The sequence below is a fragment of the Ruegeria sp. CDSC052 genome (assembly GCF_059610685.1).
This window is the reverse complement of the sequence record NZ_JBXWOB010000006.1, coordinates 12,453-37,487: the sequence shown is the minus strand read 5'-3', so window position 1 is coordinate 37,487 and position 25,035 is coordinate 12,453. Positions and strand designations below refer to the sequence as shown.

Here is a 25,035-nt window from a genome sequence, read left to right as displayed (position 1 = left end):
GTAGTTAACAAAGGGATCATTTTCCAGAACGAATGGAGTCCCTAAATTCTGTCCCAGCGAACAGGCCAGGATATGAGAAATGCAGACAGATACGGTCTACCACCCCGCCGCGACACGAGAGTTCAAGGACTTCGGCTTCATGCAAGCGTATATGTCGTTTAAGCCGCATCTGGAAGCAGGGCGGCGCAGGTTCGGCCCGCTGATCACAATCGATGACGGCACGCTGTCCCCCGGCGCCAAGGGATTTGGCCTGCATCCGCATCAGGATGTCGAGGTGGTTACCTTCATGGTAGACGGAGAGGTGTCACATATCGATCCGGTGGTGCCCGTTCACAACGGCACTGTAAAAGCGAAGGGCCTTCAGGTGATCTCCGCTGGCACCGGTATCCTCCACAACGAAGTGAACAACTCGCGGACAATGCCGATGCGAGCTCTGCAAATCTGGTTCGAGCCGCAATTCGAAGGGTTGGCGCCGGCTTATTCCAGCAAAGAGCTGGAAACCGCGGACCACACCAATCGGTTCCAGCTGGTGCTGTCGCCCGACGGTGCCGAAGGCTCCCTTGTTGTACAGCAGGAAGTGCGTCTCAGTTACGGCAAAATGGACCGCCACGGCGTGCTGAGTTTCAATCCGCACAGCCCTGATCGCAGCCTCTACATCTTTATGATCGAAGGCGAGGCAACTGTTACTGGCTTCCCCCTTGGCAAAGGAGATGGGCTGGGACTGCTCCGCTCCGGAAACCTGGAGATTACGGTCTCAGCCGAAGCCGAACTCCTGATCTTCGATCTGCCCGCTTCCGAAATCTCTTAACCAGAAAAGGACATCAACATGACCTCCCCGAAAACGACCCCCGACAACGCAGCCATCGTTCTGATCGACCATCAGGTCGGCACAATGAATTGGGCAAAATCAGTTGACCGCGATCTGATCGAAGCTAACACCCGCGCCCTCGCGCGGACGGCGACCGAGCTTGGCATGCCGCTGGTGTTGACCTCCAGCATGGAAGACAACATGCAGGGGCCGCTGATGCCCACACTGGAAGAGATCGCGCCAGATGCCTTCGCCGCGCGTATCAAACGCCCCGGCGTAGTGAACTGCTGGTATGACAGCGCCTTTGCAGATGCCTGCCGCAACACCGGACGCAAGCATTTCATCATGGCAGGCATCACCACCGACGTGTGCCTTGCCCCGCCCGCAATCAGCGCCGCCGACGAAGGCTTTGCTGTGACCGTTGTGGTCGATGCCTCCGGTTCCCCGACTGCGCTGACGGATGAGATGGCGTTCCGGAAGATGGAGCGCGGCGGTGTCGACCTCACCACAACCAGCGCGCTGCTGGCAGAGCTTGCGGTCAATTGGGCTAGCGAGACCGGCCAGAAAATCATGCAGATCCTTGGTGAGGAAATCCTGAGCCGCGGATAAACTCTCCGATCCGTCACAAACGATACGGGAGCTGCCGCCCTATCACAGGGCGGCAGCTATTCGCGTTCGAATGCCGTTCAGAATGAAGTAGCAAATGACCTTTTCTTTGCGCAGGAAACTGCAAAGTCTAGTTGCGAAGGTCCGGATTGGGCTGCCACCAGTCTATCAAACTGACTGTAGAAAATGGTAAATCTGAGCCCGGTACTACTGCTTCGGCGATTTCGCGAGAACGGCAGATACTGTGCGTGTCTTGCGGCTTCTAGTGATCGCGATTGCACCCAGAACTAACGCACATGCCAAGGCTTGAGGTAAAGTAATGGTTTCGCCAAAGGCTAGAAATCCAACAGCAAACATCGTGGGTAACTCTATGCTTCCGACCACCGCAGTTTGAGAAGCCCCAATTACAGGCGAGCAGATCGTGTAGATAAGTTGGGGCACGAACGCGGTGACAAGTCCAATACCAACAATGAGAATCCAATCGGATTGTTCCCCTGGGAGCAACTCTCCAACTTCAGCGCCAAGGATGAGCGGCGCAAGACCCAGTACAGACCCCAGAGAGACTGACGCGATGCGTGCCAACGGCGCAATCCGTGACAACCTGTGTACGAGCACGCAGATTCCGAAGCCAAACCCAAATGGGGCAGCAAGGGATAGCAGCAGAGTTGGTAGATGCTCCGCAGGCACTGATGCGGGCGAGCCAGCAATGACGGCTGCCACCACAATCAGACCAGCGGCCAACAATGCGCGCCTCGTTGGTGCATCAGCGAACACGGCCCAGGCAATGACCAGAGTGAATACTGGATAGGTCATGTAAAGCACACCCACTGTCGATGCGGGCAACTTCTCCAGCGCCGTTACATACCCGATCCACCCAAGCCCCATTACGGCTCCAGCTGAAAGGCCCCAAGTGATCTCTCGCCATTCTTTTCGGTTCAAAATGAGAACAGGAAGCAGAAGAATCGCCGCAACAATGTAGCGGTAGAATGCGACTGCATAGGGTGCGACGCCCTGTTCGGTCAGGCTGCGGCTGAAATAGGGAACTAGTCCGAAACAGATTGAAGCAAAAAGAACACCAAAAACTGCAAATGCGTAAGGGATGGACGGTCGATTTCGCGCAGATGTCGTTGCCATAATCTGGAGCTATCACGCATTTGCTATTTCGTCTTTAGAGATTCGAAGAACGACAGCTTTGTCCGCATCTAAGAGAATGCAAAGCCTAGTTGAGAATGCCCGCTTCGGGCTGCGAGCAGTCACTTATGTGTAAGGCCGTGAAAGGCGATACCGAGCCCTAAGCGATCAATAGAATTGCCGATCTTAAACACCGTCCATCAGGAGTAGTTTGAGAACCGAGACAGGCCGAACATTTTGCGGTGTTCGACAGGAGTCAGTCCTGTCTTTCGTTTGAACAACCTCCTAAACGAAGGCGTATCGGCATATCCGACTGCTTCTCCGACCTCCACCACGGAGCAGTCGGTAGTTTCAAGCAACTGGCGGGCTTCTTCAATTCGCAGCGCCAAAACGTAATCTTGCGGTGACTTACTCGTTGCTTTGCGAAAGCGTCGTGCAAACGTAGTTGGCGACAACCCGGAACGTTTAGCCATTTCTGCGACTGGGTTATCGACGGAGTAATTGTCGGAAATCCATAACTGAGCCTGTGAGATTATGGCGTCAGCATGAGGTGCCGTAATGATCATTGAACTGAATGGTGACTGAAGTTCTCCGCGGTTGGCCATAAGCCAGACTTTTGCTGCCCGCACCGCCTTTTGCGTGCCGCCGTAATGCGCGATCAGGAACGTTGCGAGTTCCTGCCACCCGGTTGTCCCACCCGACGTAACGGGTCCGCGGGACGCATCGGCAAAGCAAAGGCCGCGGTCGATGCGGAGCCGCACATTCGGATAGAGCCTTCGAAAAAGGCCTTCCCAAGCCCAATGTGTGGTCGCTTCAACCCCATCCAAAATACCTATTTCCGCCAAATAGACCGCCCCTGTACAGGCTGACACGATACGCGTCTTGGCCAAGTCGCGCTTAGCAAGCCACGCTAAACAAGGATGTAGTTCGGGGTCGAGCCGGTCGTGCGGTGAAAGTGTCAGTCCAGGTACGACAATAATATCAGCGTCGTCTGCGTTCTTAAATGTCTGGTCTGGCACGATCCATATGCCACTTCCGCAACGAAACCCTTCAATGTTCGGGCCAACGAGACTGACGTCAAACACCGGCATAGGCTCCTCGCCGCTCACCAAATGTTCCCAGTCCCGCCCAGCGGCCACCAAAGTGTCGTACAGGCCAAACACGCTGGAGGCGCTGGTTTCTGGGGTGGCAACGATTTGAACCGAATATGGCATCGGCAAAATTCCCAAAGTGGTGAATTTGCCCCCTTATTAGCCGTTCCGCCACTCACGCAAAACGAAAAATGTCGTGCAGTCTTCAAAGGCACGAAGTTCGCTGGAGGTGTTAGCGATGATGAACGCAGTTTGGAGATTATTTTTTGACCGTGAAAAGCCGATCTTTTTGAAGAGACTAGCGCTCGGAAAACTTAGCCGAACAGATGACCAAGGAAGAGGAACCGACAACTGCAAAGTGACGGAAGAGATGTGGAAATCGGTGATCTATATTGGACCAGGCTGTTCACTGGTGAGAGACCGTTAGTTTGAGCAATTTCGATGTCAACTTCGGGTTGTCAGAGAGCTACCACTTTTCTCCGAAGGGTCGAATGTCGAGCTCGAATGTCCAAGCCGACTTGTCTTGTCGGGCCAACATCAGAGCCGTCTCCGCAATCCGCTCTGGCTTGATAAAGAAGTCGTCGGGTTCATCTGGAGCAAAGTTCGTCCGTGTGTCCTCGGTGTCAATCACACCGTCGATAACGAGATACGCCACATGTATGCCCCGCGGGCCGAGCTGCTTGGCCAGTGCATTTGCCAGCGTACGTTGGGCAGACTTTGAAGGAGCAAATACCGTCGTCCAAACGTTCCCACGAAGTGCAGCGGTCGCGCCCGAAACGATGATCACCCCGGAACCACGTTCGGACATCTGAGGTCCTAGAAGCTTTGCGGTGGCAAAAAGACCAAGAGCCCCGACGCGCCAGCTCTGCTCGAACTCGATCTCCGAAACGTCTTCAAGCGTTCCAAACTGTGCGAGGTCTGCGTTGTAAATAACGACATCAATTTCCCCTAGATCGCTCTGGACTGCGGTAAGCGCTTTTTTCAAGCTATCCGGGTCTCCGGCGTCGCATCTGTAGGATCGAACTGACGTATCAGTTGAACCCTCGTCACCGAATGTGGCGCCCGAGCGGCTCAGCAGTGCGAGAGAGTAACCGGCATGCTTGAAAATCTCAGCGTATGCGGCGCCCAATCCAGGGCCAAAACCGATGATGACGCAAACCTTGCCATCCATGACTTCTTCTCCTTACAGCTTTCGTCTCTCTGCAATCGTAGCACAAAACTCTTTTGGTTCGTTTGATGAGGGACAGCAAAGTTCGCAAAGCCAGAATTGCAAAGGCTTGTTTTGAATGTCGGGTTTGGGCTGAGATCGGTCCTCAGAAACGATTGAGCCAACGGCAAATTTGTCCGCATATCGGAAGTTGCAATGTTGGCAGCGGCAGAGCAGTTCAGAGATGGGATTCACGTTGATACGGATGCGAATCGGGCATTCTGCACCATATGCTGTCATTGGCTGACCCTGCGCGCCGACTTTTCCTTGCCTACATCAGTTGCCAAAGAGGTTGTTCAGCAGGTTGTTGATCGCATTTTCGAACCCATTGCCCTGATTGCGGCGCTGACGCCTCGGTTGCTCTTGCCGGACGGGCGGATCGGGGGCCAGCATTGGCAGCGGTGTGGGCGTCATCCCGTCAGTCACGCGCACCATCGTCTCTTTCCAAATCTCGGCTGGCAACCCGCCGCCAGTCACGCCGGACAGGGGGGTGTTGTCGTCATAACCCATCCAGACTCCGGTCACATAATCAGCCGTGAACCCGATGAACCAGGCATCCCGCGCCGCCTGCGTGGTGCCGGTCTTACCTGCCACCTGCCAGCCGGGTAGTTTCGCGCGCCCGCCCGTGCCTTCGGACACGACACGTTCCATCATCCAGGTCAGTTGCTTGGCAGCCTTACCGTTGATCACCCGCTCACCGATGCCGGTGCTCGTCGCCATCAGAGGGGCGTCGTCGCCCAGCAGCTTCAGCTCGGTCAACCCATAGGGCTCAACTGCAGAACCGCCGTTCAGGATACCGGCATAGGCCCCGGTCATCTCAATCAGCGTGCTTTCCGATGCGCCCAGCGCCAGCGCGGGTCCCTCGGCCAGATTGCTTTCAATGCCAAACTCACTGGCGACGGTACGGACATTTTCCAAACCGGCAACCTCGGCCACTTTCACGGCCGGGATGTTCAACGAGTTCTTGAGGGCATCAGCAAGCGTGACGCGCCCATAATGCTTGTTGGTATAGTTCTTGGGGCACCATTGCCCCGAACCGGCGATATTGATGCAATAGGGCTCGTCCACCACCGTATCCAGAGGCGAATAGCCCAGTTCCAACGCGGTAGCATAGACGAAGGGTTTGAAGGACGACCCTGTTTGCCTCAGCGCCTGTGTGGCCCGGTTGAATGCGCCCGATACGCGGGTCTTGCGCCCGCCGACCATCGCCCGCACGGCACCATCTGCGGACATCACCACAATCGCGGCCTGCGCCTTGGACCCTTCGCGGACCTTTTCCTTGAAGATATATTGCAATGCCTCTTCTGCGGATTTCTGCAGGCGCTGGTCCAGCGTCGTCCGGATCACCACGTCATCGGTGGTGTCCGAGCCGAAAAAGCTGGGCAGTTCCGTGATGACCCAATCGGCAAAATACCCACCGGCGCGTGCAGCCGCAGCCGCAGACAATTGCGCCGGGTTTCTGCGCGCCCCGCTGGCCTGGGCAGTGGTCAGATAGCCCTGCGCCTCCATCAGCCCAATCACCAACTGCGCCCTATCCTGCGAGCGTTGCAGGTTATTTGTCGGCGCATACCGCGTCGGCGCCACCAGCAGACCAGCCAGCATCGCCGCCTGCGAGGGGCTGACCTCGGCGGCAGAAATCCCGAAATAGCGCTGGCTTGCCGCCTCAAAACCCCGCGCACCGGACCCGAGGAAGGCACGGTTCAGATAGATGGTCAGGATTTCATCCTTGGAGTATTTGACCTCCATCGCGATCGCATAGACAGCCTCTTTGCCCTTGCGCCACAGGGATCCCTGACGGCAATCAGCCTCATAGGCGGCCTCAGACTCCCACTCGCTAGGGACATATGGCACGCCCAGGCACAACAGTTTGGCCGTCTGCTGGGTGATGGTCGATCCGCCATGACCAGACAAAGGCCCGCGCCCTTCGCGCAGGTTGATACGCACAGCGCTAGCGACACCCCGAGGACTGACGCCGAAATGGCGGTAGAATCGCTTGTCCTCGGTGGCGACCACTGCATTTTTCAGATACGGAGAAACCGTGTCCGCGGTGATTACCCCGCCGAACTGATCCCCACGCCAGGCAAAGACCTTGCCATCCCGGTCCAACAAGGTGACAGACCCGCGCGCACGCCCGTCCAGCAAGGCGCCGACATCAGGCAAAGAGGTATAGACAACCCCGACAGCCAGCGCCAGCAACAGGGCAGCCACAGCGCCCACGCGCCAACTTACCCCCCAGATCAGGCGCCAGACCCAGCGAAACAACCGGCGAAAAAAGCCACCACCACCGCCGGATTTCCGGCGTGTCTTTCTCCGTGTGCTTTTTCGGGTTGTCGTTTTGCGCGCCGCAGCCTTTTTGCCTGCGGGTTTCGCAGTGCCTTTGGTCGCCGTGGGTTTTCGCCCCTTCGACGCGTATCTTTTGTCCGCCACAAGCGGTGCCTTGCGGCGCCTGGACTCAGTCATGCTCAAACTCTGCCCGGTTATCGTTTTGAGGCACCATACCCTGCTATACCGATGAAGTAGAGGTCTGAATTTCCGGAATGCACCCTCTCTAACGCGCCTATATTTTAATCGATATGCAGAATCTGTGCAAAAATTGTGCACTCACTCACCAATTCCTCCCGAATTTGACCACTGAACCGTTCCTTACACAGCTTCGGCACGCTCTTTTTCTGCAGGTGCAAACACGCCGGACAGACCGGGGAAGCAGAGGGGAACAGCGTGAAACTGATTATTGCAACAATCAAACCGTTCAAGCTCGAGGAGGTGCGCGAGGCACTGACCGACGCGGGCATACGCGGCATGATGGTAACCGAGATCAAGGGCTTCGGCTCGCAATCGGGGCACACGGAAATCTATCGCGGTGCCGAATACGCGGTGAACTTTGTACCCAAGATCAAGCTTGAGATCGTGGTGCCCGCCACGATGGCCGACCAGATCGTAGAAACCATCACCAAATCCGCCAAGACCGGCAAGATCGGCGACGGCAAGATTTTCGTCCTCGACGTTGAGCAGGCCCTGCGCGTGCGGACCGGGGAAACGAACGAAGAGGCGCTTTAAGCGCCCCCACTCAACACTATTCGAGGACTGACAATGAACCTGATGAAATCTCTCATCCCTGCCGCCGCGATAGTCGCGCTGCCGCAGATTGGCCTAGCGCAGGAGGCCGCCACCGGCGAAGCCGCGCTGCACACACAATACATCTTCACCACGCTGCTGTTTCTGATGGCAGGGTTCCTGGTGTTCTTCATGGCCGCCGGCTTTGCCATGCTCGAAGGCGGGCTGGTGCGGTCGAAAAACGTGGCCATGCAGATGATCAAGAACGTGGCGCTGTTTTCCTTTGCCGCGATCATGTACTGGCTGATCGGCTTCAACCTGATGTATCCCGGCGACGGCTGGACCATCGCGGGGTGGGTTGGACCGTTCTTCAAAACCACAGTCCTGGATCCGGTGGGCGTGGGTGCTGACGCCGCGGCATTGGATTATGCTTCGGTTGGTTCGGACTTCTTCTTCCAGCTGGTGTTTGTGGCCGCAACCGCGTCGATCGTATCGGGTGCTGTAGCTGAACGTATCAAGCTGTGGCCCTTCCTGGTTTTCGTGATTGTTCTGACCGGCGTCATGTACCCGATCTCTGGCTCATGGCAGTGGGGCGGTGGCTGGTTGTCCGAGGCTGGTTTCTCGGATTTTGCTGGCTCGACCATCGTGCATTCGGTTGGCGGCTGGGCAGCTCTGGCAGGTGCCCTGATCCTGGGTCCGCGGATTGGCAAGTACAAAGACGGCAAGGTTCATCCGATGCCCGGTTCGAACCTGGCGCTGGCCACTTTGGGGACATTCATCCTGTGGCTGGGATGGTTCGGCTTCAACGGCGGCTCGCAGCTGGCGATGGGAACCGTGGGTGACGTATCCGACGTGTCGCGCATCTTTGCTAACACCAACATGGCCGCAGCGGCAGGCGCAGTGGCAGCCCTGATCCTGACACAGCTGCTGTACAAAAAACCTGACCTGACCATGGTGCTGAACGGCGCGCTGGCCGGCCTGGTGTCGATCACTGCGGAACCGCTGGCCCCGACGCTGTTCGGCGCACTGTGGATCGGTGCCGTAGGCGGTATCATCGTGGTCTTTGCGGTCCCGATGCTGGACAAGTTCAAGATCGATGACGTGGTCGGTGCCATCCCGGTTCATCTGTTCGCCGGGATCTGGGGCACCATCGCCGTGATCTTTTACGGCGAAGCCAGCCTGGGTACGCAGCTGCTGGGTATCCTCGCCTACGGTCTGTTCACCTTTGTCGGCGCTTTGATCCTGTGGTCGATCCTGAAGTCCACCGTCGGCATTCGAGTCAGCGAAGAGGATGAGATCAACGGCCTGGACATGGCGGAACTGGGCATGGAAGCGTACCCGGAGTTCTCCAAGGGCTGATATCCAACCCAATCCAACAAAAAACCCGGGCGGTGTCGCCCGGGTTTCTTTTTTTTCCGCAGATTTAAACTCCGACGTCGATAATCGCTTTGGCCAGAATCGGAACCGTGTTGGCATTCAGCCCGGCAATGTTCAGACGGCTGTCGCCGACCATGTAGATGCCGTGATCAGCGCGCAGTTGTTCCACCAGTTCCGGTGCCGCGCCCAAGCGCGAGAACATGCCGCGATGCTGGGCGACAAAGCCGAACCGGTCGGAGCCGCTGTGGCGTTGCAGCTCATCGGCCAGTTGCTGGCGCAGCCCCAGCATGGACAAGCGGATCTCTTCCAGCTCGGCCTCCCAGTCGGCCCGCAGGACGGGGTCGGTCAGGATCGTGGTGACCACGCGCGCGCCGTGGTCGGGCGGGAATGAATAGTTCTGGCGGTTCAGAAAGGCCAGCGTGCTCTGGTTCAACGCGGTCTGTCCCGCATCTGCGCTGATTGCCAGCAATAGGCCGGTGCGTTCACGGTAGACGCCGAAATTCTTGGAACACGACGCCGCGATCAGGCATTCCTTGACCGAAGACGCAACAAGGCGGGTCGCCTGCGCATCCTCTTCCAGACCGTCGCCAAAACCCTGATAGGCTATGTCGATCATCGCCACGAGGCCAAGCTCGTTGATGATGGTCACCACTTCCTGCCACTGCACCAGGTTCAGGTTGGCCCCGGTCGGGTTGTGGCAACAGCCGTGCAACAACACCACATCGCCCGACTTGGCAGTTTTCAGATCGGCAATCATGCCGTCGAAATCGACGCCACGAGTCTCGCCATCGAAATAGCGGTATGGAACCGCTTCAATCCCCAGGTAATTCAGGATCGACAGATGGTTTGGCCAGGTCGGGTTCGAGACGAACACGCGGGCCGAGGGGTTGGCCATGCGGATCATCTCAAATGCCTGACGGCAGGCACCGGTTCCGCCGGGCGTCGCCACGGCAGCGATGTTGCCGCGTGGAACCGAGGTGCCCAGGATCAGGCCAATCATCGCATCAGCATAGGCCGGATCGCCCGCCAATCCGGTATAGGCCTTGCTCTCCTGCTCTTCCAGAATGCGCTTTTCGGCGGCCTTGACCGCGCGCATCACTGGCGTGATGCCTTCGGCATTCTTGTAGACGCCAACACCCAGGTCGATCTTCTGATCGCGCGGGTCTTCGCGGTACATCTGCATCAGCGCTAGAATCTTGTCGGCAGGTTGCGGCTTGAGATGTTCAAACATCAGGTCTCTCCGGTTGCGACGGGCAGGGTCGGGAAGGCACCCCATTCAGCCCAGGAGCCGTCATAAAGCGAGTGGTCTTTCTTGCCCATGCGCTCGAGCGCAAGGCTGAGAATCGCGGCAGTCACACCCGACCCGCATGAGGTAATCGCCGGTTTCGACAGGTCGACGCCAGCGGCCTCGAAAATGGCGCGGCATTCCTCGGGCGATTTCATCGTGTGATTCTTGTTCAGCAAGGTGCCGAAGGGGACGTTTCGTGATCCTGGGATACGACCAGACCGCAGCCCTTCGCGCGGCTCGGGATCGGTACCTGCGAAGCGGCCGGCTGCGCGTGCGTCAATGATCTCGTGATCCCCCAGCTTGGCGGCGGCAGATACCTGCGTGACATCACGCACAAGATGGTTCTGAACCCGCACGGTCATGTGGCGGTCGCGGATAACAGGCGGCAGGTCTTCAACCTCTCGCCCCTCGGCCAGCCATTTCGGCAAGCCACCGTCCAGCACGGCAATGTTGTCCTGCCCCATCAGGCGGAACATCCACCAGACCCGCGCAGCCGAGGACAGCCCCGAGCCGTCATAGACCACCACCTGATGGCCATCCCCCACGCCCATCGCCCGCAGGCGCGACATGAATTTCTCGACCGGAGGCACCATATGCGGCAGGTCCGACCGAAGATCGGCAATATCATCAATGTCAAAGAATCTCGCGCCGGGGATATGGGTCGCGTCATATTCCGCTTTGGCGTCGCGTCCGTGTTGCGGCAGATACCATGATCCGTCCAGGACCCGCAGGTCCGGATCCTTGAGATGGGCCGCAAGCCATTCGGTTGAAACGAGGGTTTTGGGATCGTCCTGCATCAATGCCTCCCCTATGCGCGCTTGGTCTGTCCCTATACGCGCGCGCATGTCTGTTCAAGGCTGGATGGCGGCCTGTACCGCTAACGGGCCCGCCTGAGGCGGAAAAACTGAGCGATCCCGATCAGACTGATCAAAATCCAGAAGGATTCGATCAGCATCGAGGCCAAATTGAAGTTCTCAAACAGCGAATAGACGATCAGAATCGACCCCAACAGGTTTACCACTGGAAAGGCCAGGTCGTCGGAATTCATCATCCGCATCTGCGTGGCGAAATACGCAGCGACCACGATCATCGCCCCGATTGAGCCGATTCCATCCGCGATGGTCAAAGTGTCAAGAAACGCAGTCATGATCAGCCCTTGCCGTTTTCAGGAAACTCGCTGTGTTGCCCATAATGGTGCATGTTCAAAAACGCTGTCCCCTGCGCGCCCGCACGATAGCCATGCGGCAGATCGGCGGCAAAACGCAGCCCCTGTCCAGCGTTTAGCGGCACCCAGGCCTCACCACGCAGAATTTCAAGCGTACCGGAAAGGACAAAGACCTCTTCGGTCACGCCCGCCGCATGCGCGGGCGACTCGTGGCATTGGTTTGGGGTCAGACTGACGTGAAAGGTTTCGGCCCCTAGCGCGGAATCAAACGGAAAGACGATCTTGACCTCGATGCTGCCCGGAAAAGTCACGGTCTGAAAAACAGAGGGGTCCCCATTCGCGGTTTCAATCAGCGCGCTCAGCGGCAGTTGGAACCCCTTGGCGATCTTCCACAAAGTGGCGATGGTTGGGCTGGATTCGCCACGCTCGATCTGCCCCAGCATAGCTTTGCTGACGCCTGTCATCTCGGCGACTTTGGACAGGCTCAGCCCGGATGCCGCCCGCATGTCCCGTAATTTCAGCGTGATCTCGTCCGGTGCCATGATGCCGTCTTTCGAATCCTCTTGTGCGTTATAGCGCACATGTGGTACGTGCGCTATAACGCACAAACCCCAAGACATGCAACCCGAGGCAAAAGGGAAACAGCATCATGCCATTGTACCGATCCAGAACCTCAACCCATGGCCGCAACATGGCCGGTGCCCGCGGCCTGTGGCGCGCGACTGGCATGGGCGACGACGATTTCGGCAAGCCGATCATCGCCATCGTCAACTCGTTCACCCAGTTCGTACCGGGCCACGTGCACCTGAAGGATCTGGGCCAGATGGTCGCCCGCGAGGTCGAGGCGGCGGGTGGTGTTGCCAAGGAATTCAACACCATCGCGGTGGATGACGGTATCGCCATGGGACATGACGGGATGCTGTATTCGCTGCCCTCGCGTGAGGTAATCGCGGATTCAGTTGAATATATGGTCAACGCGCACTGTGCTGACGCGATGGTCTGCATCTCGAACTGTGACAAGATCACGCCCGGCATGCTGATGGCCGCGATGCGCCTGAACATCCCCGCCATTTTCGTCTCGGGTGGGCCAATGGAGGCGGGCAAGATCGACATCGCCGATCTGGACGCCAAAAAGATCGACCTCGTGGACGCTATGGTGGCCGCGGCCGACGACAAGTTCACCGATGAACAGGTTCAGCATATCGAGGAAAACGCCTGCCCGACTTGCGGGTCGTGCTCGGGCATGTTCACCGCCAACTCGATGAACTGTCTGGCCGAGGCGCTGGGTCTGGCGCTGCCGGGCAACGGCTCGACTCTGGCCACACACGCGGACCGCAAAGAGCTGTTCCTTGAAGCCGGTCGCCGGATCGTCGAGATCACCAAACGGCACTATGATCTGGACGAGAAAGGCTTCCTCCCGCGCGAAATCGCCACGTTCGAGGCGTTCGAAAACGCAATGAGCCTGGATATCGCCATGGGCGGATCGACCAACACGGTGCTGCATCTGCTGGCCATCGCGCATGAGGGCGAGGTGGATTTCACCATGACCGACATGGACCGTCTCAGCCGTCAGGTGCCCTGCCTGTGTAAGGTCGCACCCAATACCGAGAATGTGCATATGGAAGACGTCCACCGCGCCGGCGGCATCTTTTCGATCCTGGGTGAGCTCAGCCGCGCAGGCCTGCTGCACGAGGATTGCAGCACGGTCCATTCCGGCACGATGGGTGAGGCGATTGCCAATTGGGACATCAAGGTGGCCAACAACCCCAAGGCGCAAGACTTGTTCAAGGCCGCGCCGGGCGGTGTGCGCACCACGCAGGCGTTCAGCCAGTCGAACCGCTACAAAGAGCTGGACACAGACCGCGAAGGCGGTGTGATCCGGTCGAAAGAGCACGCCTTCAGCCAGGATGGCGGTCTGGCGGTTCTGTTCGGCAATATTGCCCGCGACGGCTGTATCGTGAAAACAGCCGGTGTCGATCCGGCCAGCCTGACCTTCACCGGGTCGGCCTATGTCTGCGAAAGCCAGGATCAGGCGGTGAATGACATTCTGACCAGCAAGGTCAAAGAGGGCGACGTGGTGGTCATCCGCTATGAAGGCCCGCGCGGCGGTCCGGGGATGCAGGAAATGCTGTACCCGACGTCTTACCTGAAATCCAAAGGTCTGGGAAAAGCCTGTGCTTTGCTGACGGATGGACGGTTCTCGGGTGGAACCTCCGGCCTGTCGATCGGCCATGTCTCACCCGAGGCGGCCGAAGGTGGCGAGATCGGACTGGTGCGCCAGGGTGACCGGATTGAGATCGACATCCCCAACCGCTCGATCCATCTGGCAGTCTCAGATGAAGTGCTTGCCGAACGACGCCAGGAGCAGGATGCAAAAGGCTGGATACCGGCAGCGCCCCGCAAGCGCAAAGTCTCAACCGCGCTCAAAGCCTATGCCAAACTGACAACCAGCGCGGCAAAAGGGGCCGTGCGGGAGGTCTAAGACATAAGGGCCGGACACCAAATCAAGTGATCCGGCCCAATCAATTCCCAAAGCGCTCCCGCGCCTTCTGGCGCTATCGGCTTCGGTCTTGGGCCTGGCGCGGCGCATAGCGCGGCGCCAGGCCCAACCAGAGGAGATGTTTCGCAAGTTACATTGTCGATGGGCGGGAGAAGGTGATTTCCAGCTCAATCCCCAAGCTTGGCGTGGACTTCATCCAGATCGATCTCGGCGATCGGCATCTTGTTGGCCGGATCTTCAAAATCGTATTTGAACAGATCGAAATCCTGTTTGTATATCTCGTAGACAAGATGCATCGACAGGTCGTCGAAATAGTCCTCGACAGGATGCTTTCGTTTGGGTCCGTGGCCTTCGGATTCGTTGAACCGCGGGATTTCGGACAGGGCCACCTTGTGTGGCGTGTCCAAGTTGCTCAGAACACCTTGCATCCCATCGTTGAACTTCTCGGTCCAGAAGATGCGATCATATCGTCCGCCATTTGCAATAAAGGTCGATACATGGCCAGACATGGCGGACCAGTGGATATCCGGATCCATGGGCCGGCGCCACCTGATCGTGTCACGAGCAAATAACAGGAATCTGCGGAAACTGGCGACCTGGTCGAAATCACCCTGACCGTCCTCTCCGCCAACCTCGATGCCGTAATTGTAGATCAGCGTCGGCACCAGATTGCCGCGATACCGTTTGCCGTTGCGCTGAATTCCACAGATCTTGTCAAAAAACGAACTGAGAATTCGCGTGTACGGGTTCCGCACGCAGGTGAAAGAAAAGGAGTTATGATTTCGGACATTTGTCGAAATCGGCTCCTGGCTGGGACCGAACGCCCACTTGTGCATCCCGTCCTTGGCATCGTGGATATCGCCGTCAAAAAAACGGCCATGATCCGAAAAATACATGATTTGCCCGATGGTTGAGCATGCACATTTCGGGACAACACGGTAAACCATGCTCTCGCTCTCGGTCATCCATGTACCGGGAAAACCCATTTGCTGCGCCTCCTCAACAGGTCGTAACTCACTATTCGCGCCTGCTTTTGTATCTACAGAACCAAAAATAATCTGTTTATTCAATCGCTCATCCTCAGTATCACAGAGGGAACCGGGCAGAAACGGATAACAAAGAACTGAAATGGCAAAAATTGCCTACATTTTGTTGTGCCACAAGGACCCTGACGCAATCATTGCGCAGGCCGAGCAGCTAACCGCTGCTGGCGATTGCATGGCCATACATTTTGACGCCCGCGCAAGTCGCGAGGCCTATGCACGCATTCAGGGCGCTCTTCAGGCCAATTCGAATGTCACTTTTGCAACCAAACGCATCAAATGCGGTTGGGGCGAGTGGTCTTTGGTACAGGCCACATTGAACGCAGTGCAAGCCGCCCTCAAAGCCTTTCCCCGCGCGACGCATTTCTACATGCTGTCAGGGGATTGCATGGCGATCAAAACAGCGGAATACGCGCATCAGTTCCTGAACGACAACGACAGGGATTTTGTCGAAAGCCACGACTTTTTTGCCAGTAACTGGATCAAGACCGGCATGAAAGAAGACCGGCTGATCTATCGCCATTTCTTCAATGAACGCACCCAGAGCAGACGATTCTATACATCCTATGACGTACAGAAAAAACTTGGTCTGACCCGCGAGGTTCCGGCTGACATCCAGGTCATGATCGGCAGTCAGTGGTGGTGTCTGCGCCGTCATACTGTTGAAATGATCTTTGAATTCCTGGCCCAGCGCCCGGACGTAATCCGCTTTTTCTCGACCACCTGGATACCGGATGAGACTTTCTTTCAAACGCTTGTCCGCCACCTTGTTCCCCGTGAAGAGATCGACAACCGAACGCTCACATTCCTGATGTTCTCGGACTACGGAATGCCCGTGACATTTTATAACGACCATTACGACATGCTGTTAGGGCAGGATTTTCTGTTCGCCCGCAAAATCAGCCCCGAGGCACATGAGCTGAAGGACCGGTTAGGCCAGCTCTATTCTGCGGATGGGGTGGATTTTCACATCTCGGATGAAGGTCGCAATCTCCATAGTTTCTTAACCGCAAGAGGGCGCGTCGGACGCCGCCACAAGCAAAGGTTCTGGGAGGCCGGAAATACGCTGGGACCGGACCGCGATGTTTTCCTGATCGTGTGTAAGAAATGGCATGTGGCCAAGCGTCTGGTCGATCAGATTAAGTCCGAAACCGATATCCCTTGTGTCGAGTATCTGTTCAACGAACAGGATACGGCTCTGCCCGATCTTGGCGGCATCGAAACGACCTTGCTCAAACGGTCCCGCCACCGGCGCGCTCTTGTGCGGATGCTGTTTGAAAGTTTCGAAACCAACCGGCTGGTTCTGTGCATCGATCCCTCAGATATCGAAATCATTCAGGACTTCTGTGCAGATCAGGTCAAAACCCATGTGCTTGAAGTCGAGTGTGAATATTCCGACGATTACCTTATCGGCCACGCCCGCCGTGTGGGGTTGGCCGGTCAGGACAGCCCGACCGAAACCGTGGCACGGCTTGTCCCAACTTTGCACAACGCGATGGAATACGAATCCGAGTTGATCCGGGGCACCGCGCTGGATCGACATGCACGCCTGCGGGAAACCAGCGACCGGACAGAAAACGAAGACGCCATTGTCCGGTTTCTGAATGTTTCACAGGAACAGGCGCAGGCCATCATGCGATTGGATTATCTGTTTGCAGATTGATGAGCCGGCGGCACCATCAGGTACCGCCGACAGCACGATCAGATGTCGAACTTGACGCCTTGCGCCAGCGGCAGCTCGGCTGAGTAGTTCACGGTGTTGGTCTGACGGCGCATATAGGCCTTCCACGCATCCGAGCCGCTTTCACGCCCGCCACCGGTTTCCTTCTCGCCACCAAATGCGCCACCGATCTCGGCCCCCGATGGCCCGATATTGACATTGGCAATGCCACAATCCGATCCCGCTGCGGTCAGGAATTGCTCGGCCTCGCGCATGTTCAGAGTGAATACGCAAGACGACAGACCTTGCGGTACGTCATTTTGCAATTCGATGGCTTCGTCGAACGCGTCGTACCCCATGACATAGAGGATCGGCGCAAAGGTTTCGGTCTTTACGGTTGCTGTCTGGCCAGGCATCTCGACAATCGCGGGCTGCATATAGACACCGGCGGGGACGTTTTCGGTCACGCGGTCGCCACCAAAGACTGCGCCGCCTTCGGCCTTTGCAGCGTCCAGCGCAGCGGTCATGGCCGCGCCCGAGGCTTCGTCCACCAGCGGACCGATCAAAGTGCCTTCGATCAGCGGATTGCCGATGGGCAGACCGGCATAGGCTTTTTTCAACCGGCTCACCAGCTCCTCGCGGATCGAGTTGTGAACGATCAGACGGCGCAGCGTGGTGCAGCGTTGACCGGCTGTGCCGACAGCAGAAAAGACAATCGCACGCACGGCCATTTCCAGATCGGCCGAAGGGCCCACGATCATCGCGTTATTGCCGCCAAGCTCGAGAATGCATTTCCCGAACCGCTGCGCCACGATGGGGGCTACGGCACGGCCCATCCGTGTGGACCCGGTCGCCGAAATGACCGGCACGTCCTCGCTGGCCACCAGCGCCTCGCCCAGCGCGGCACCTCCGATCAGGGTCTGCAGCAGGTGGTCGGGCGCATCGCCAAATCGGGCCAGTGCACGTTCAAAGATCTTCTGGCAGGCCATCGCGGTCAAAGGCGTCTTTTCAGACGGCTTCCAGATCACCGGATCACCGCAGACCAGCGCCAGCGCGGCATTCCACGACCAGACCGCCACCGGGAAGTTGAAGGCCGAGATCACGCCCACCGGCCCTGCCGGGTGCCACGTTTCCATCATCCGGTGGCCCGGGCGCTCAGATGCGATGGTCAAACCATAAAGCTGGCGCGACAGGCCGACGGCGAAATCGCAGATGTCGATCATCTCCTGCACTTCACCCAGACCTTCCGAGGTGATCTTACCAGCTTCCCAGCTGACCAGCGCACCCAGATCGTCTTTGGCGGCGCGCAATTCCTCGCCCAGCAGGCGGATCAGTTCGCCCCGGCGTGGGGCTGGAACCGTGCGCCACGCCTTGAATGCCGTCTTGGCATTGGCAAACACCGTGCCCATCCCTGACGCAGGCGTTTCATGTACCTCGGCCAGAATGCCGCCATCAATGGGCGAGCGTACAGCCAGCGTGCCGCCCATCAGTTCAGCGGCTGTCAGGTCCAGATTTGCAAGGGTTGTTTGGGCTGTCATAGCGATGTCTTTCATATCTCAGGCCGCCTTGTTCTGTTTGGTTATGTCCCCGGTGCGGTAAAGCTGACCGAATTCGGTGTTCAGGAAATCAGATAGGTTCACCTGCTCTTGCCGCACGAACCCTTTGCCGGGCAAAGCACCCGTTCGCATCAGATCAACCACACCCAGAACACCGGCAGCAGTGGTGACCTGAATGGCGCTCCAGACCTGACCATTGAGGGTACGGGCATAAGATTTGTTGATCAGGGATTTCTCGCGCAGAGCCCCATCGATCATGCCTTTTGCGGTGCAATAAACCAGAACCACATCCTGATCGGTCCGCGGCAGCGCGGTCTCGAAGATTTCCTTCATCAGGTCGCGACGACGTTCCAATCCAAGATCATTCAGCAGCAAACGCAGAATGTCACGGTGTCCCGGGTAGCGGATCGATCGGTACGACACGTCCCGCGCCTTTCCGTCCAGGGTTTCTGGCAACGTGCCCAACCCGCCCGAGGTATTGAAGCATTCATATTCCACCCCGTCATGACCCAAACGCTCGTAATCCTCGAGCGGAGCGGTCTTGACCCGTTCGCCATTCACGATGGCATCGCACGGATTGCAATATTCGTTGATCAGCCCATCGGTGGACCAGGTCAGATTGTACTTCAATGCGTTGGTGGGATAGAGCGGCAACGCCCCGACCCGCATATGCAGGCTGTCCAGCGTATCGAACTCCGCAGCCAAGGCCGCGCCGGCGATGCCGACAAAACCCGGTGCCAACCCGCATTGCGGCATAAAGGCCGTTTCGCTGTCGGCGGCCAACTCGCGCACCGCGTTGGTGGCGGCAACATCTTCGGTCAGGTCAAAATAATGCGCGCCGGCCGATTTGGCGGCTTTGGCAATCCGTGGGGTCAGGAAAAACGGAGCCGCCGAGATAACCGCATCGAAACCGTTCAGACCCTCAGCCAGCTGCGTTTCATCGCTGACATCAATCTGGCGGGTCGAAACTCCTTGCCGATTCAGCACGGACAAAGCCGCCAGATCGCGGTCGGCAACTGTGACCGAATAGTTGGATGAAGATTGCAGCAAAGTCGCGATCATCTGACCGATCTTGCCTGCTCCGATGACACAGATATTCCAGCTCAAAACGCGCCTCCTCTTTCGTTTCAGAAAGTATGAAGGCACAGTTGTTCAATCTGCAGAGGCAATCTTGACGAAAACGTCAAAACTATCGCCATATTGACGGACCTTCCGTCATACCGCCAATACTGGAATCGTCACTGACTCAGGATTCGGCGTCCAACCCCTCGGTCGACAGGTCATCAAGCCTGGGCATCAGGCGCAACAATTCGCGGGCATAATCCGTCTGGGGGTTGGCGAACAAGTTATTGGTTTCCTGCAACTCGACAATTTGGCCCTGTTTCATCACTGCCACTCGGTCGCACATCTGACGTACCACCGGCAGGTCATGACTGATGAACAGCAGGGTCAGGCCCAGATGTTCCTGCAGGTCCTTCAAGATGTTCAGAATCTGCGCCTGAATGGACACGTCCAGCGCACTGGTTGGCTCGTCACAAATCAGGAATCGCGGTTGCGTGGCCAGCGCACGTGCAATCGAGATACGTTGCCGCTGTCCGCCCGAGAATTCATGCGGGTATTTCTGCCCGGCCTCATGGCCGAGTCCCACCTGATCCAACAACTCATCGACGCGGCGTTTGATAACTGCACCTTCCATCAACCTGTGATGGCGGATCGGCTCGGCCACGATCTCATCCACCCGCATACGGGGATTGAGCGAGGAATACGGGTCCTGAAAGATCATCTGGATGTTCTTGCGATAGGCATCCAGCGCGGTCCGATTGGTCAGATCGCTGACCACCTGCCCGTCGAATGTAATCGTGCCGCCATCCACAGGGTACAACCCTGCAATCATCCGTGCGACAGTCGACTTGCCCGAGCCGGATTCACCCACAACGCCAAACACCTCACCTGCGCGGATGTCGAAACTTACCTCGTCAACGGCGGTGAAATAGGTGCGGTCCCAGGGCAGCAGGCCTTTGCGCTGCAGGAACTTCTTGGTCAGGTTGCGGATCTCGAACACCGGTTTGCTGGTGTCATTATCCACCTTGGGCCAGTGGCGGGCCATGTCTTCGATGGCAAAGCGTGTCTCGCGTCCACCATAGCTGATCTGGGGAAAGCGATGCAGTTTCAGGGTCGGGCGCGGCACGGCAGCGATCAGCGATTTGGTGTATTCATGGGTGGGCTGCCCCATCACCTGCGCGGTCGGGCCGGTTTCGACAACCTTGCCCGCATACATCACTGTCACCTTGTCCGTCGTGTCCGCGATCACACCCATGTCGTGGGTGATCAGGATGACGCCCACCTGACGTTCCCGCGCCAGTTCTTTGATCAGGTCCAGAATCTGCGCCTGAACCGAGACGTCCAGCGCCGTGGTCGGCTCATCCGCGATGATCACATCCGGTTCGGTACACAAGGCAAGTGCGATGACCACACGCTGCCGCATCCCGCCCGAGAACTGGTGCGGATACTGGTCCAACCGCGTGTCCGGATCAGGAATGCCAACCCGGTCAATCAGGTCGCGCGCGCGTTGGTTCGCCTCGGCATCCGTGCCGCCCAGATGGGCCTGAATGGTCTCGGTCAGTTGTTCGCGCACGGTGAATAACGGGTTCAGCGAGGTCAGCGGGTCCTGAAAGATCATCGAGATCTTTTTGCCGCGCAACCCCCGCATCGCCTCGGCATCCAGACCACTGATCTGGTCACCGCTCAGCTGGATCGTGCCGCTGGCAATACGGCCGGGGCGATCCAACAATCCCATGATGGCCGCGCCAATGGTGGATTTACCGGCCCCGGATTCGCCAACCAAGCCGTGGATTTCTCCGGGTTCAACCGACAGGTCCACATGGTCCACGGCTGTGAACAATTTGCGGCGGGTGGGGAATTCGACCGTCAGGTCATTGATCGTCAGAAGGCTCATGAAATCACCGCAGCTTGGGGTTCAGTGCATCGCGCAGCCAGTCGCCCAGCAGGTTCACAGACAGGGCCAGCGCCAACAGGGTGCAGGCCGGGAAGAACAAGATCCACCACTCACCCGAGAACAGGAAGCCCTGCCCGATACGGATCAGCGTGCCCAATGACGGCTGGGTTGGTGGTGCCCCTACGCCGAGGAAGCTCAGCGTTGCTTCGGCAATGATCGCCAGCGCCAGTGAGATCGTGGCGATGACCAGAACCGGGCTGAGTACATTGGGCAGGATGTGGCGGAACATGATCGGGAAAGAACCGCGCCCGATCAGGCGGGCGGCCTGCACGTATTCCTTGTTCTTTTCCACCAACGCAGCACCGCGGACGACCCGGGCAAACTGCACCCAGTCGGACAGGGCAATGGCGATGATCAGTACATAGATCGCCATCTCGTCACGATATTCGGGTGGGGTCACGCCTTTGGCGATGCCAAAGATCAGCATGGCGACCAGAATGGCCGGAAAGGTCAGCTGCACATCTGCGACCCGCATGATCAGCGTCTCGACCCAGCCGCCGAAATAGGCCGCGACCAGCCCCAGAACAACTCCGATGATCAGCGCCAGCAGCACCGCCGCAGCGCCGACAAACAGGGATATGCGCATCCCATAGAGGATGGTCGAGAACACATCGCGCCCCTGATCGTCGGTGCCCAGCAGGAACGTGTCCTGCGTAAAGGCATTCGGCGTGCCCGGCGGTGTAAATCCGTTCATCAGGTTCAGCGTTGCCGGATCAAACGGGTTATGCGGCGCAATCAGCGGGGCCAGTATTGCCGCCAGCACCAGCAGGACCACAACAAATGAGGCAACCATCGCCACGGGTGAATTCCGGAAGGACCATGCGAAATCGCTGTCCCAGAACTGGGCCAGTCGTGATTTGGGCACTTGTCTCGAAGTTTCAGAAGTATCGGTCATGTGGCCCTCGCGTCGACACGCAGGCGCGGGTCAATGGCATAGTACAAAAGATCGACGATCAGATTGATCGACACGAACATGACCGAGATCAGCATCAGATAGGCGGCCATGACAGGGATATCGACAAACTGGATCGCATTTATGAACAGCAGGCCCACACCGGGCCACTGAAACACCGTCTCGGTGATGATGGCAAAGGCGATGATCGAGCCCAGCTGCAACCCGGTGATGGTGATCACCGGCACCAGCGTATTTTTCAGCGCGTGGCGAAAATTGATCACCCGGTCCGACAGCCCACGCGCACGTGCAAAACGGACATAGTCGGCACGCAGGACCTCAAGCATTTCCGACCGCACCAGCCGCATGATCAGCGTCATCTGATACAGGCCCAGCGTGATCGCCGGCAGGATCAGCGCCTTGAGCCCCGAGGTTGTCAGGAACCCCGTGGACCAGCCGCCAATCATAACGGTCTCGCCCCTCCCAAAGCTGGGTAAAAGATCCAATTCAACCGAGAATATATAGATCAGCAATATCCCGATTAGGAAGGTTGGCAGGGAAACCCCGATCAACGACACGGTCATGATGATATTCGCCGCCACCCCCTGTCGTCGAATCGCTGTGAAAACGCCCAGCGCGATGCCAAGGGTGATGGCCAGAAAGCCCGACACAAAGGCCAGTTCCAATGTCGCGGGCGCGCGTTCGGCTATGATGGTCGAAACCGGTCGGCCTTGCCGGTAGGACACGCCAAAATTGCCCTGCACCGCGCCTTGCAGGAACTTGAAATATTGCACCGGAAACGGCTGATCCAGACCAAGATCGGACCGCAGCCGGTCGATATCGGCCTGCGTACGTTCCTGCCCCAGCATGTTGTCGATCGGATCACCGACAAAGCGGAACATCGAAAAGGCAACCAGACCCACGATCAGCAGCACGATCACGGATTGGAACATCCTTTGGACAATATAAGCGAACATTCGTTTTCCTCGTTGATCGGACTGTCTATGCAGGCCCGGGCGGGGTGGTCAAGATACCGCTAACGCAAGCTAGCGTTTTCTGGCCCCGCCCCGGTTTCAGTTCACCGTTACCCAGCGCAGCAGAAAGAAGTTGTCCGGGCGCTGCGTCAGTTCGACATTGCTGCGTGTGCCCCAGACCAGAGGTTGCACATACATCGGCAAATAGACCTGTTCGTCCTGAATGATCTGCGTGACCTCATCCAGCATCGCCTGCCGTTTGCCCGCATCCAACTCGGACTGGATCATCGGCAGCAGCTCATCCACCCGCGCGTTCGAAAATCCGCCGAAATTCCAGCTGCCCAGCTTTTTCTCTTCGTTTGGGGTAGCCACAAGGAAGCGCACGGGGTGTTCGGCATCAAATGTACCGGGGCTCCAGCCCAGCAGGTACATATCGTATTTGCCTTCCCTGAGTTCCGGCCAGTAGTTACGGACCGGCATGGCATCCAGTTCCGCAGTGATCCCGATCTGGGCCAGCATGCTGACAACCGCCTGGCAAACGGCCTCATCATTCAGATAGCGGTCATTGGGGCATTTCAGCCCGAACGAGAAGCCATCCGCATAGCCCGCCTCGGTCAGCAGGGCCCTGGCGGCATCGACATCAAAGGCGGGACGGTCTGCATTCGCCTCGGAATAACCACTCATCGCCGGGCTGACCAATTGCGAGGCCGCTTCGGCATTCCCCCGCATGATAGTCGCAAGAATGGCATCCACATTGACCGCCTGTGCCACTGCCTTGCGGACGCGCGGGTCACGGAACGGGTTCGGTTTGCCCGCATCGTCGGTGTATTTAAGCACCTCGGCCTGATGATCGAACCCCAACATGATGACCCGTGCCTCGATCCCCTGAATGACGTCGACATCCCCGTTTTCCTTCAGGCGCGCCACGTCCTGAATCGGCACCGGGTTGATCATGTCCACATCGCCTGACAACAAGGCTGCAACCGCTGTCGCCGGGTTTTGGATCGGAGTGAACTCAGCACTTGTGATGTTGTGGTCGGCCTGATCCCACCAGCCGTCAAAGGGCTCAAGAACCGTGCGCAGGCCGGGCTCTCGTGCCGCAAGTTTGAAGGCGCCTGTGCCGTTGGCGTTCAGGGTGGCGTAATTCCCGACCTCTTTGTCGGGCACCGCTGCGTCATTGGCCTCGGCCCAGCCCTGATCCATGATCATCCAGTTGGCGATTGAGGATGGGAATAACGGGTTCGGCGCAGTCGTCATGAAATCGACCGTATAGTCGTCGACCACGATCACCTCGCTGATGGGCGCGAACCAGCTGCGGGTGTCTGACGCCTCGCCCGAGGCGCGCTGATAGCTGAACAGAACGTCCTGCGCATCAAAGCTGCTGCCGTCATGGAAGGTCACGCCCTCGCGCAGGTTAAAGCGCCAGCCTTCGCCGTCGCCAATCGTCTCCCAGCTGACGGCCAGCGCGGGTTGAACGCTCATGTCCTTGTCGCGACGCACGAGGCCTTCGTAGACATTGTTCAGAAACCCCAGAACCGGGGCCGAGTTGACCGCGTGCGGGTCCATCGTCTGCGGGTCCGTGGTCGAGGCCCATTTGAATTCGGCAGCCTGAACGCTGGTGGTGGCCAGCAAGGCCAAAGCAATGGCACTGTTCCTGAGGGTCATGG

21 protein-coding genes are annotated in these 25,035 nt (G+C 57.9%); 6 read left to right on the top strand and 15 right to left on the bottom strand.

Annotated elements, in window-relative coordinates; translation table 11 throughout:
• Positions 1-79: 79 nt before the first annotated feature.
• Both AC2FIM_RS11565 and AC2FIM_RS11560 read left to right on the top strand, forming a co-directional pair.
• Positions 80-808, top strand: coding sequence for a pirin family protein (locus AC2FIM_RS11565; RefSeq protein ID WP_481669236.1), 729 nt, complete (start codon positions 80-82; stop codon positions 806-808).
• 18 nt (positions 809-826) lie between these two features.
• Positions 827-1,417, top strand: coding sequence for an isochorismatase family protein (locus AC2FIM_RS11560; protein WP_496679533.1), 591 nt, complete (start codon positions 827-829; stop codon positions 1,415-1,417).
• 204 nt (positions 1,418-1,621) lie between these two features.
• On the opposite strand, the gene AC2FIM_RS11555 is transcribed toward AC2FIM_RS11560, so the two are convergent.
• The 4 genes from AC2FIM_RS11555 to AC2FIM_RS11540 all read right to left on the bottom strand — a co-directional run bounded on the left by AC2FIM_RS11555 (position 1,622) and on the right by AC2FIM_RS11540 (position 7,303).
• Entirely contained in the window at positions 1,622-2,548 is a 927-nt protein-coding gene (locus AC2FIM_RS11555) for a DMT family transporter (protein WP_496708204.1), read from the bottom strand.
• 197 nt (positions 2,549-2,745) lie between these two features.
• Complete coding sequence (locus AC2FIM_RS11550) at positions 2,746-3,759, bottom strand: GlxA family transcriptional regulator (protein WP_496708206.1); 1,014 nt, start codon at positions 3,757-3,759, stop codon at positions 2,746-2,748.
• Positions 3,760-4,102: 343 nt separating this feature from the next.
• On the bottom strand, positions 4,103-4,807 hold the full coding sequence (locus AC2FIM_RS11545) for an SDR family NAD(P)-dependent oxidoreductase (protein WP_496708207.1): 705 nt from the start codon (positions 4,805-4,807) through the stop codon (positions 4,103-4,105).
• Between the two features lie 312 nt (positions 4,808-5,119).
• Complete coding sequence (locus AC2FIM_RS11540; RefSeq protein WP_496679521.1) at positions 5,120-7,303, bottom strand: transglycosylase domain-containing protein; 2,184 nt, start codon at positions 7,301-7,303, stop codon at positions 5,120-5,122.
• Between the two features lie 258 nt (positions 7,304-7,561).
• Here AC2FIM_RS11540 and AC2FIM_RS11535 point away from each other — a divergent pair, with 258 nt between their 5' ends.
• Together AC2FIM_RS11535 and AC2FIM_RS11530 are read left to right on the top strand one after the other, a co-directional pair.
• On the top strand, positions 7,562-7,900 hold the full coding sequence (locus tag AC2FIM_RS11535; RefSeq protein WP_142638403.1) for a P-II family nitrogen regulator: 339 nt from the start codon (positions 7,562-7,564) through the stop codon (positions 7,898-7,900).
• Between the two features lie 33 nt (positions 7,901-7,933).
• Positions 7,934-9,256: an ammonium transporter gene (locus AC2FIM_RS11530; RefSeq protein ID WP_142638405.1), complete on the top strand. Its 1,323-nt coding sequence runs from the start codon at positions 7,934-7,936 to the stop codon at positions 9,254-9,256.
• A 64-nt stretch (positions 9,257-9,320) separates the two neighbouring features.
• Here AC2FIM_RS11530 and AC2FIM_RS11525 read toward each other — a convergent pair whose 3' ends face one another.
• The 4 genes from AC2FIM_RS11525 to AC2FIM_RS11510 all read right to left on the bottom strand — a co-directional run bounded on the left by AC2FIM_RS11525 (position 9,321) and on the right by AC2FIM_RS11510 (position 12,269).
• A complete protein-coding gene (locus tag AC2FIM_RS11525) occupies positions 9,321-10,505 on the bottom strand; it encodes an amino acid aminotransferase (protein WP_496679517.1) in 1,185 nt (394 codons plus the stop codon).
• Entirely contained in the window at positions 10,505-11,359 is an 855-nt protein-coding gene (gene sseA / locus AC2FIM_RS11520; protein WP_142638408.1) for a 3-mercaptopyruvate sulfurtransferase, read from the bottom strand. Before sseA ends, AC2FIM_RS11525 begins: the two co-directional genes overlap by 1 nt.
• An 80-nt stretch (positions 11,360-11,439) precedes the next feature.
• Positions 11,440-11,709 (bottom strand): CBU_0592 family membrane protein, encoded by a 270-nt coding sequence (locus AC2FIM_RS11515; RefSeq protein WP_142638410.1) that lies wholly within the window; start codon positions 11,707-11,709, stop codon positions 11,440-11,442.
• A 2-nt stretch (positions 11,710-11,711) separates the two neighbouring features.
• Entirely contained in the window at positions 11,712-12,269 is a 558-nt protein-coding gene (locus AC2FIM_RS11510) for a helix-turn-helix domain-containing protein (RefSeq protein WP_496679558.1), read from the bottom strand.
• 107 nt (positions 12,270-12,376) lie between these two features.
• On the opposite strand from AC2FIM_RS11510, the gene ilvD reads away from it, so the two are divergent.
• Positions 12,377-14,209: a dihydroxy-acid dehydratase gene (gene ilvD, locus AC2FIM_RS11505; protein ID WP_271950937.1), complete on the top strand. Its 1,833-nt coding sequence runs from the start codon at positions 12,377-12,379 to the stop codon at positions 14,207-14,209.
• A 185-nt stretch (positions 14,210-14,394) separates the two neighbouring features.
• On the opposite strand, the gene AC2FIM_RS11500 is transcribed toward ilvD, so the two are convergent.
• On the bottom strand, positions 14,395-15,213 hold the full coding sequence (locus AC2FIM_RS11500; RefSeq protein WP_142638414.1) for a sulfotransferase family protein: 819 nt from the start codon (positions 15,211-15,213) through the stop codon (positions 14,395-14,397).
• A 142-nt stretch (positions 15,214-15,355) separates the two neighbouring features.
• Here AC2FIM_RS11500 and AC2FIM_RS11495 point away from each other — a divergent pair, with 142 nt between their 5' ends.
• The gene (locus AC2FIM_RS11495; protein ID WP_496679507.1) at positions 15,356-16,933 is read left to right on the top strand and encodes a DUF5928 domain-containing protein; all 1,578 of its coding nucleotides are present in this window, start codon (positions 15,356-15,358) and stop codon (positions 16,931-16,933) included.
• Between the two features lie 38 nt (positions 16,934-16,971).
• On the opposite strand, the gene amaB is transcribed toward AC2FIM_RS11495, so the two are convergent.
• The 6 genes from amaB to AC2FIM_RS11465 form a co-directional block, all read right to left on the bottom strand.
• On the bottom strand, positions 16,972-18,468 hold the full coding sequence (amaB, locus tag AC2FIM_RS11490; protein WP_496703792.1) for an L-piperidine-6-carboxylate dehydrogenase: 1,497 nt from the start codon (positions 18,466-18,468) through the stop codon (positions 16,972-16,974).
• Positions 18,469-18,486: 18 nt separating this feature from the next.
• Entirely contained in the window at positions 18,487-19,593 is a 1,107-nt protein-coding gene (locus AC2FIM_RS11485; RefSeq protein WP_271950947.1) for a saccharopine dehydrogenase family protein, read from the bottom strand.
• Positions 19,594-19,732: 139 nt separating this feature from the next.
• The gene (locus AC2FIM_RS11480) at positions 19,733-21,442 is read right to left on the bottom strand and encodes an ABC transporter ATP-binding protein (RefSeq protein WP_496708209.1); all 1,710 of its coding nucleotides are present in this window, start codon (positions 21,440-21,442) and stop codon (positions 19,733-19,735) included.
• Positions 21,443-21,446: 4 nt separating this feature from the next.
• Positions 21,447-22,397 carry an ABC transporter permease gene (locus tag AC2FIM_RS11475; RefSeq protein ID WP_496708210.1) on the bottom strand — a complete coding sequence of 317 codons (951 nt, stop codon included), beginning with the start codon at positions 22,395-22,397 and terminating at the stop codon, positions 21,447-21,449.
• Entirely contained in the window at positions 22,394-23,371 is a 978-nt protein-coding gene (locus tag AC2FIM_RS11470) for an ABC transporter permease (protein ID WP_142638424.1), read from the bottom strand. The genes AC2FIM_RS11475 and AC2FIM_RS11470 overlap by 4 nt, the downstream gene beginning before the upstream one ends.
• 96 nt (positions 23,372-23,467) lie before the next feature.
• Positions 23,468-25,033 (bottom strand): ABC transporter substrate-binding protein, encoded by a 1,566-nt coding sequence (locus AC2FIM_RS11465; RefSeq protein ID WP_496708212.1) that lies wholly within the window; start codon positions 25,031-25,033, stop codon positions 23,468-23,470.
• Between the last annotated feature and the right edge of the window lie 2 nt (positions 25,034-25,035).

What these genes read in the sequence shown, in the direction of transcription:
- AC2FIM_RS11475 (WP_496708210.1), bottom strand. Translation starts at nt 22,397, where the DNA reads ATGACCGATACTTCTGAAACTTCGAGACAAGTGCCCAAATCACGACTG.
- AC2FIM_RS11525 (WP_496679517.1), bottom strand. Translation starts at nt 10,505, where the DNA reads ATGTTTGAACATCTCAAGCCGCAACCTGCCGACAAGATTCTAGCGCTG.
- AC2FIM_RS11530 (WP_142638405.1), top strand. Translation starts at nt 7,934, where the DNA reads ATGAACCTGATGAAATCTCTCATCCCTGCCGCCGCGATAGTCGCGCTG.
- amaB (WP_496703792.1), bottom strand. Translation starts at nt 18,468, where the DNA reads ATGACAGCCCAAACAACCCTTGCAAATCTGGACCTGACAGCCGCTGAA.
- AC2FIM_RS11565 (WP_481669236.1), top strand. Translation starts at nt 80, where the DNA reads ATGCAGACAGATACGGTCTACCACCCCGCCGCGACACGAGAGTTCAAG.
- AC2FIM_RS11495 (WP_496679507.1), top strand. Translation starts at nt 15,356, where the DNA reads ATGGCAAAAATTGCCTACATTTTGTTGTGCCACAAGGACCCTGACGCA.
- AC2FIM_RS11550 (WP_496708206.1), bottom strand. Translation starts at nt 3,759, where the DNA reads ATGCCATATTCGGTTCAAATCGTTGCCACCCCAGAAACCAGCGCCTCC.
- AC2FIM_RS11545 (WP_496708207.1), bottom strand. Translation starts at nt 4,807, where the DNA reads ATGGATGGCAAGGTTTGCGTCATCATCGGTTTTGGCCCTGGATTGGGC.
- AC2FIM_RS11515 (WP_142638410.1), bottom strand. Translation starts at nt 11,709, where the DNA reads ATGACTGCGTTTCTTGACACTTTGACCATCGCGGATGGAATCGGCTCA.
- AC2FIM_RS11470 (WP_142638424.1), bottom strand. Translation starts at nt 23,371, where the DNA reads ATGTTCGCTTATATTGTCCAAAGGATGTTCCAATCCGTGATCGTGCTG.
- AC2FIM_RS11560 (WP_496679533.1), top strand. Translation starts at nt 827, where the DNA reads ATGACCTCCCCGAAAACGACCCCCGACAACGCAGCCATCGTTCTGATC.
- ilvD (WP_271950937.1), top strand. Translation starts at nt 12,377, where the DNA reads ATGCCATTGTACCGATCCAGAACCTCAACCCATGGCCGCAACATGGCC.
- AC2FIM_RS11465 (WP_496708212.1), bottom strand. Translation starts at nt 25,033, where the DNA reads ATGACCCTCAGGAACAGTGCCATTGCTTTGGCCTTGCTGGCCACCACC.
- AC2FIM_RS11500 (WP_142638414.1), bottom strand. Translation starts at nt 15,213, where the DNA reads ATGGGTTTTCCCGGTACATGGATGACCGAGAGCGAGAGCATGGTTTAC.
- AC2FIM_RS11540 (WP_496679521.1), bottom strand. Translation starts at nt 7,303, where the DNA reads ATGACTGAGTCCAGGCGCCGCAAGGCACCGCTTGTGGCGGACAAAAGA.
- AC2FIM_RS11480 (WP_496708209.1), bottom strand. Translation starts at nt 21,442, where the DNA reads ATGAGCCTTCTGACGATCAATGACCTGACGGTCGAATTCCCCACCCGC.
- sseA (WP_142638408.1), bottom strand. Translation starts at nt 11,359, where the DNA reads ATGCAGGACGATCCCAAAACCCTCGTTTCAACCGAATGGCTTGCGGCC.
- AC2FIM_RS11510 (WP_496679558.1), bottom strand. Translation starts at nt 12,269, where the DNA reads ATGGCACCGGACGAGATCACGCTGAAATTACGGGACATGCGGGCGGCA.
- AC2FIM_RS11555 (WP_496708204.1), bottom strand. Translation starts at nt 2,548, where the DNA reads ATGGCAACGACATCTGCGCGAAATCGACCGTCCATCCCTTACGCATTT.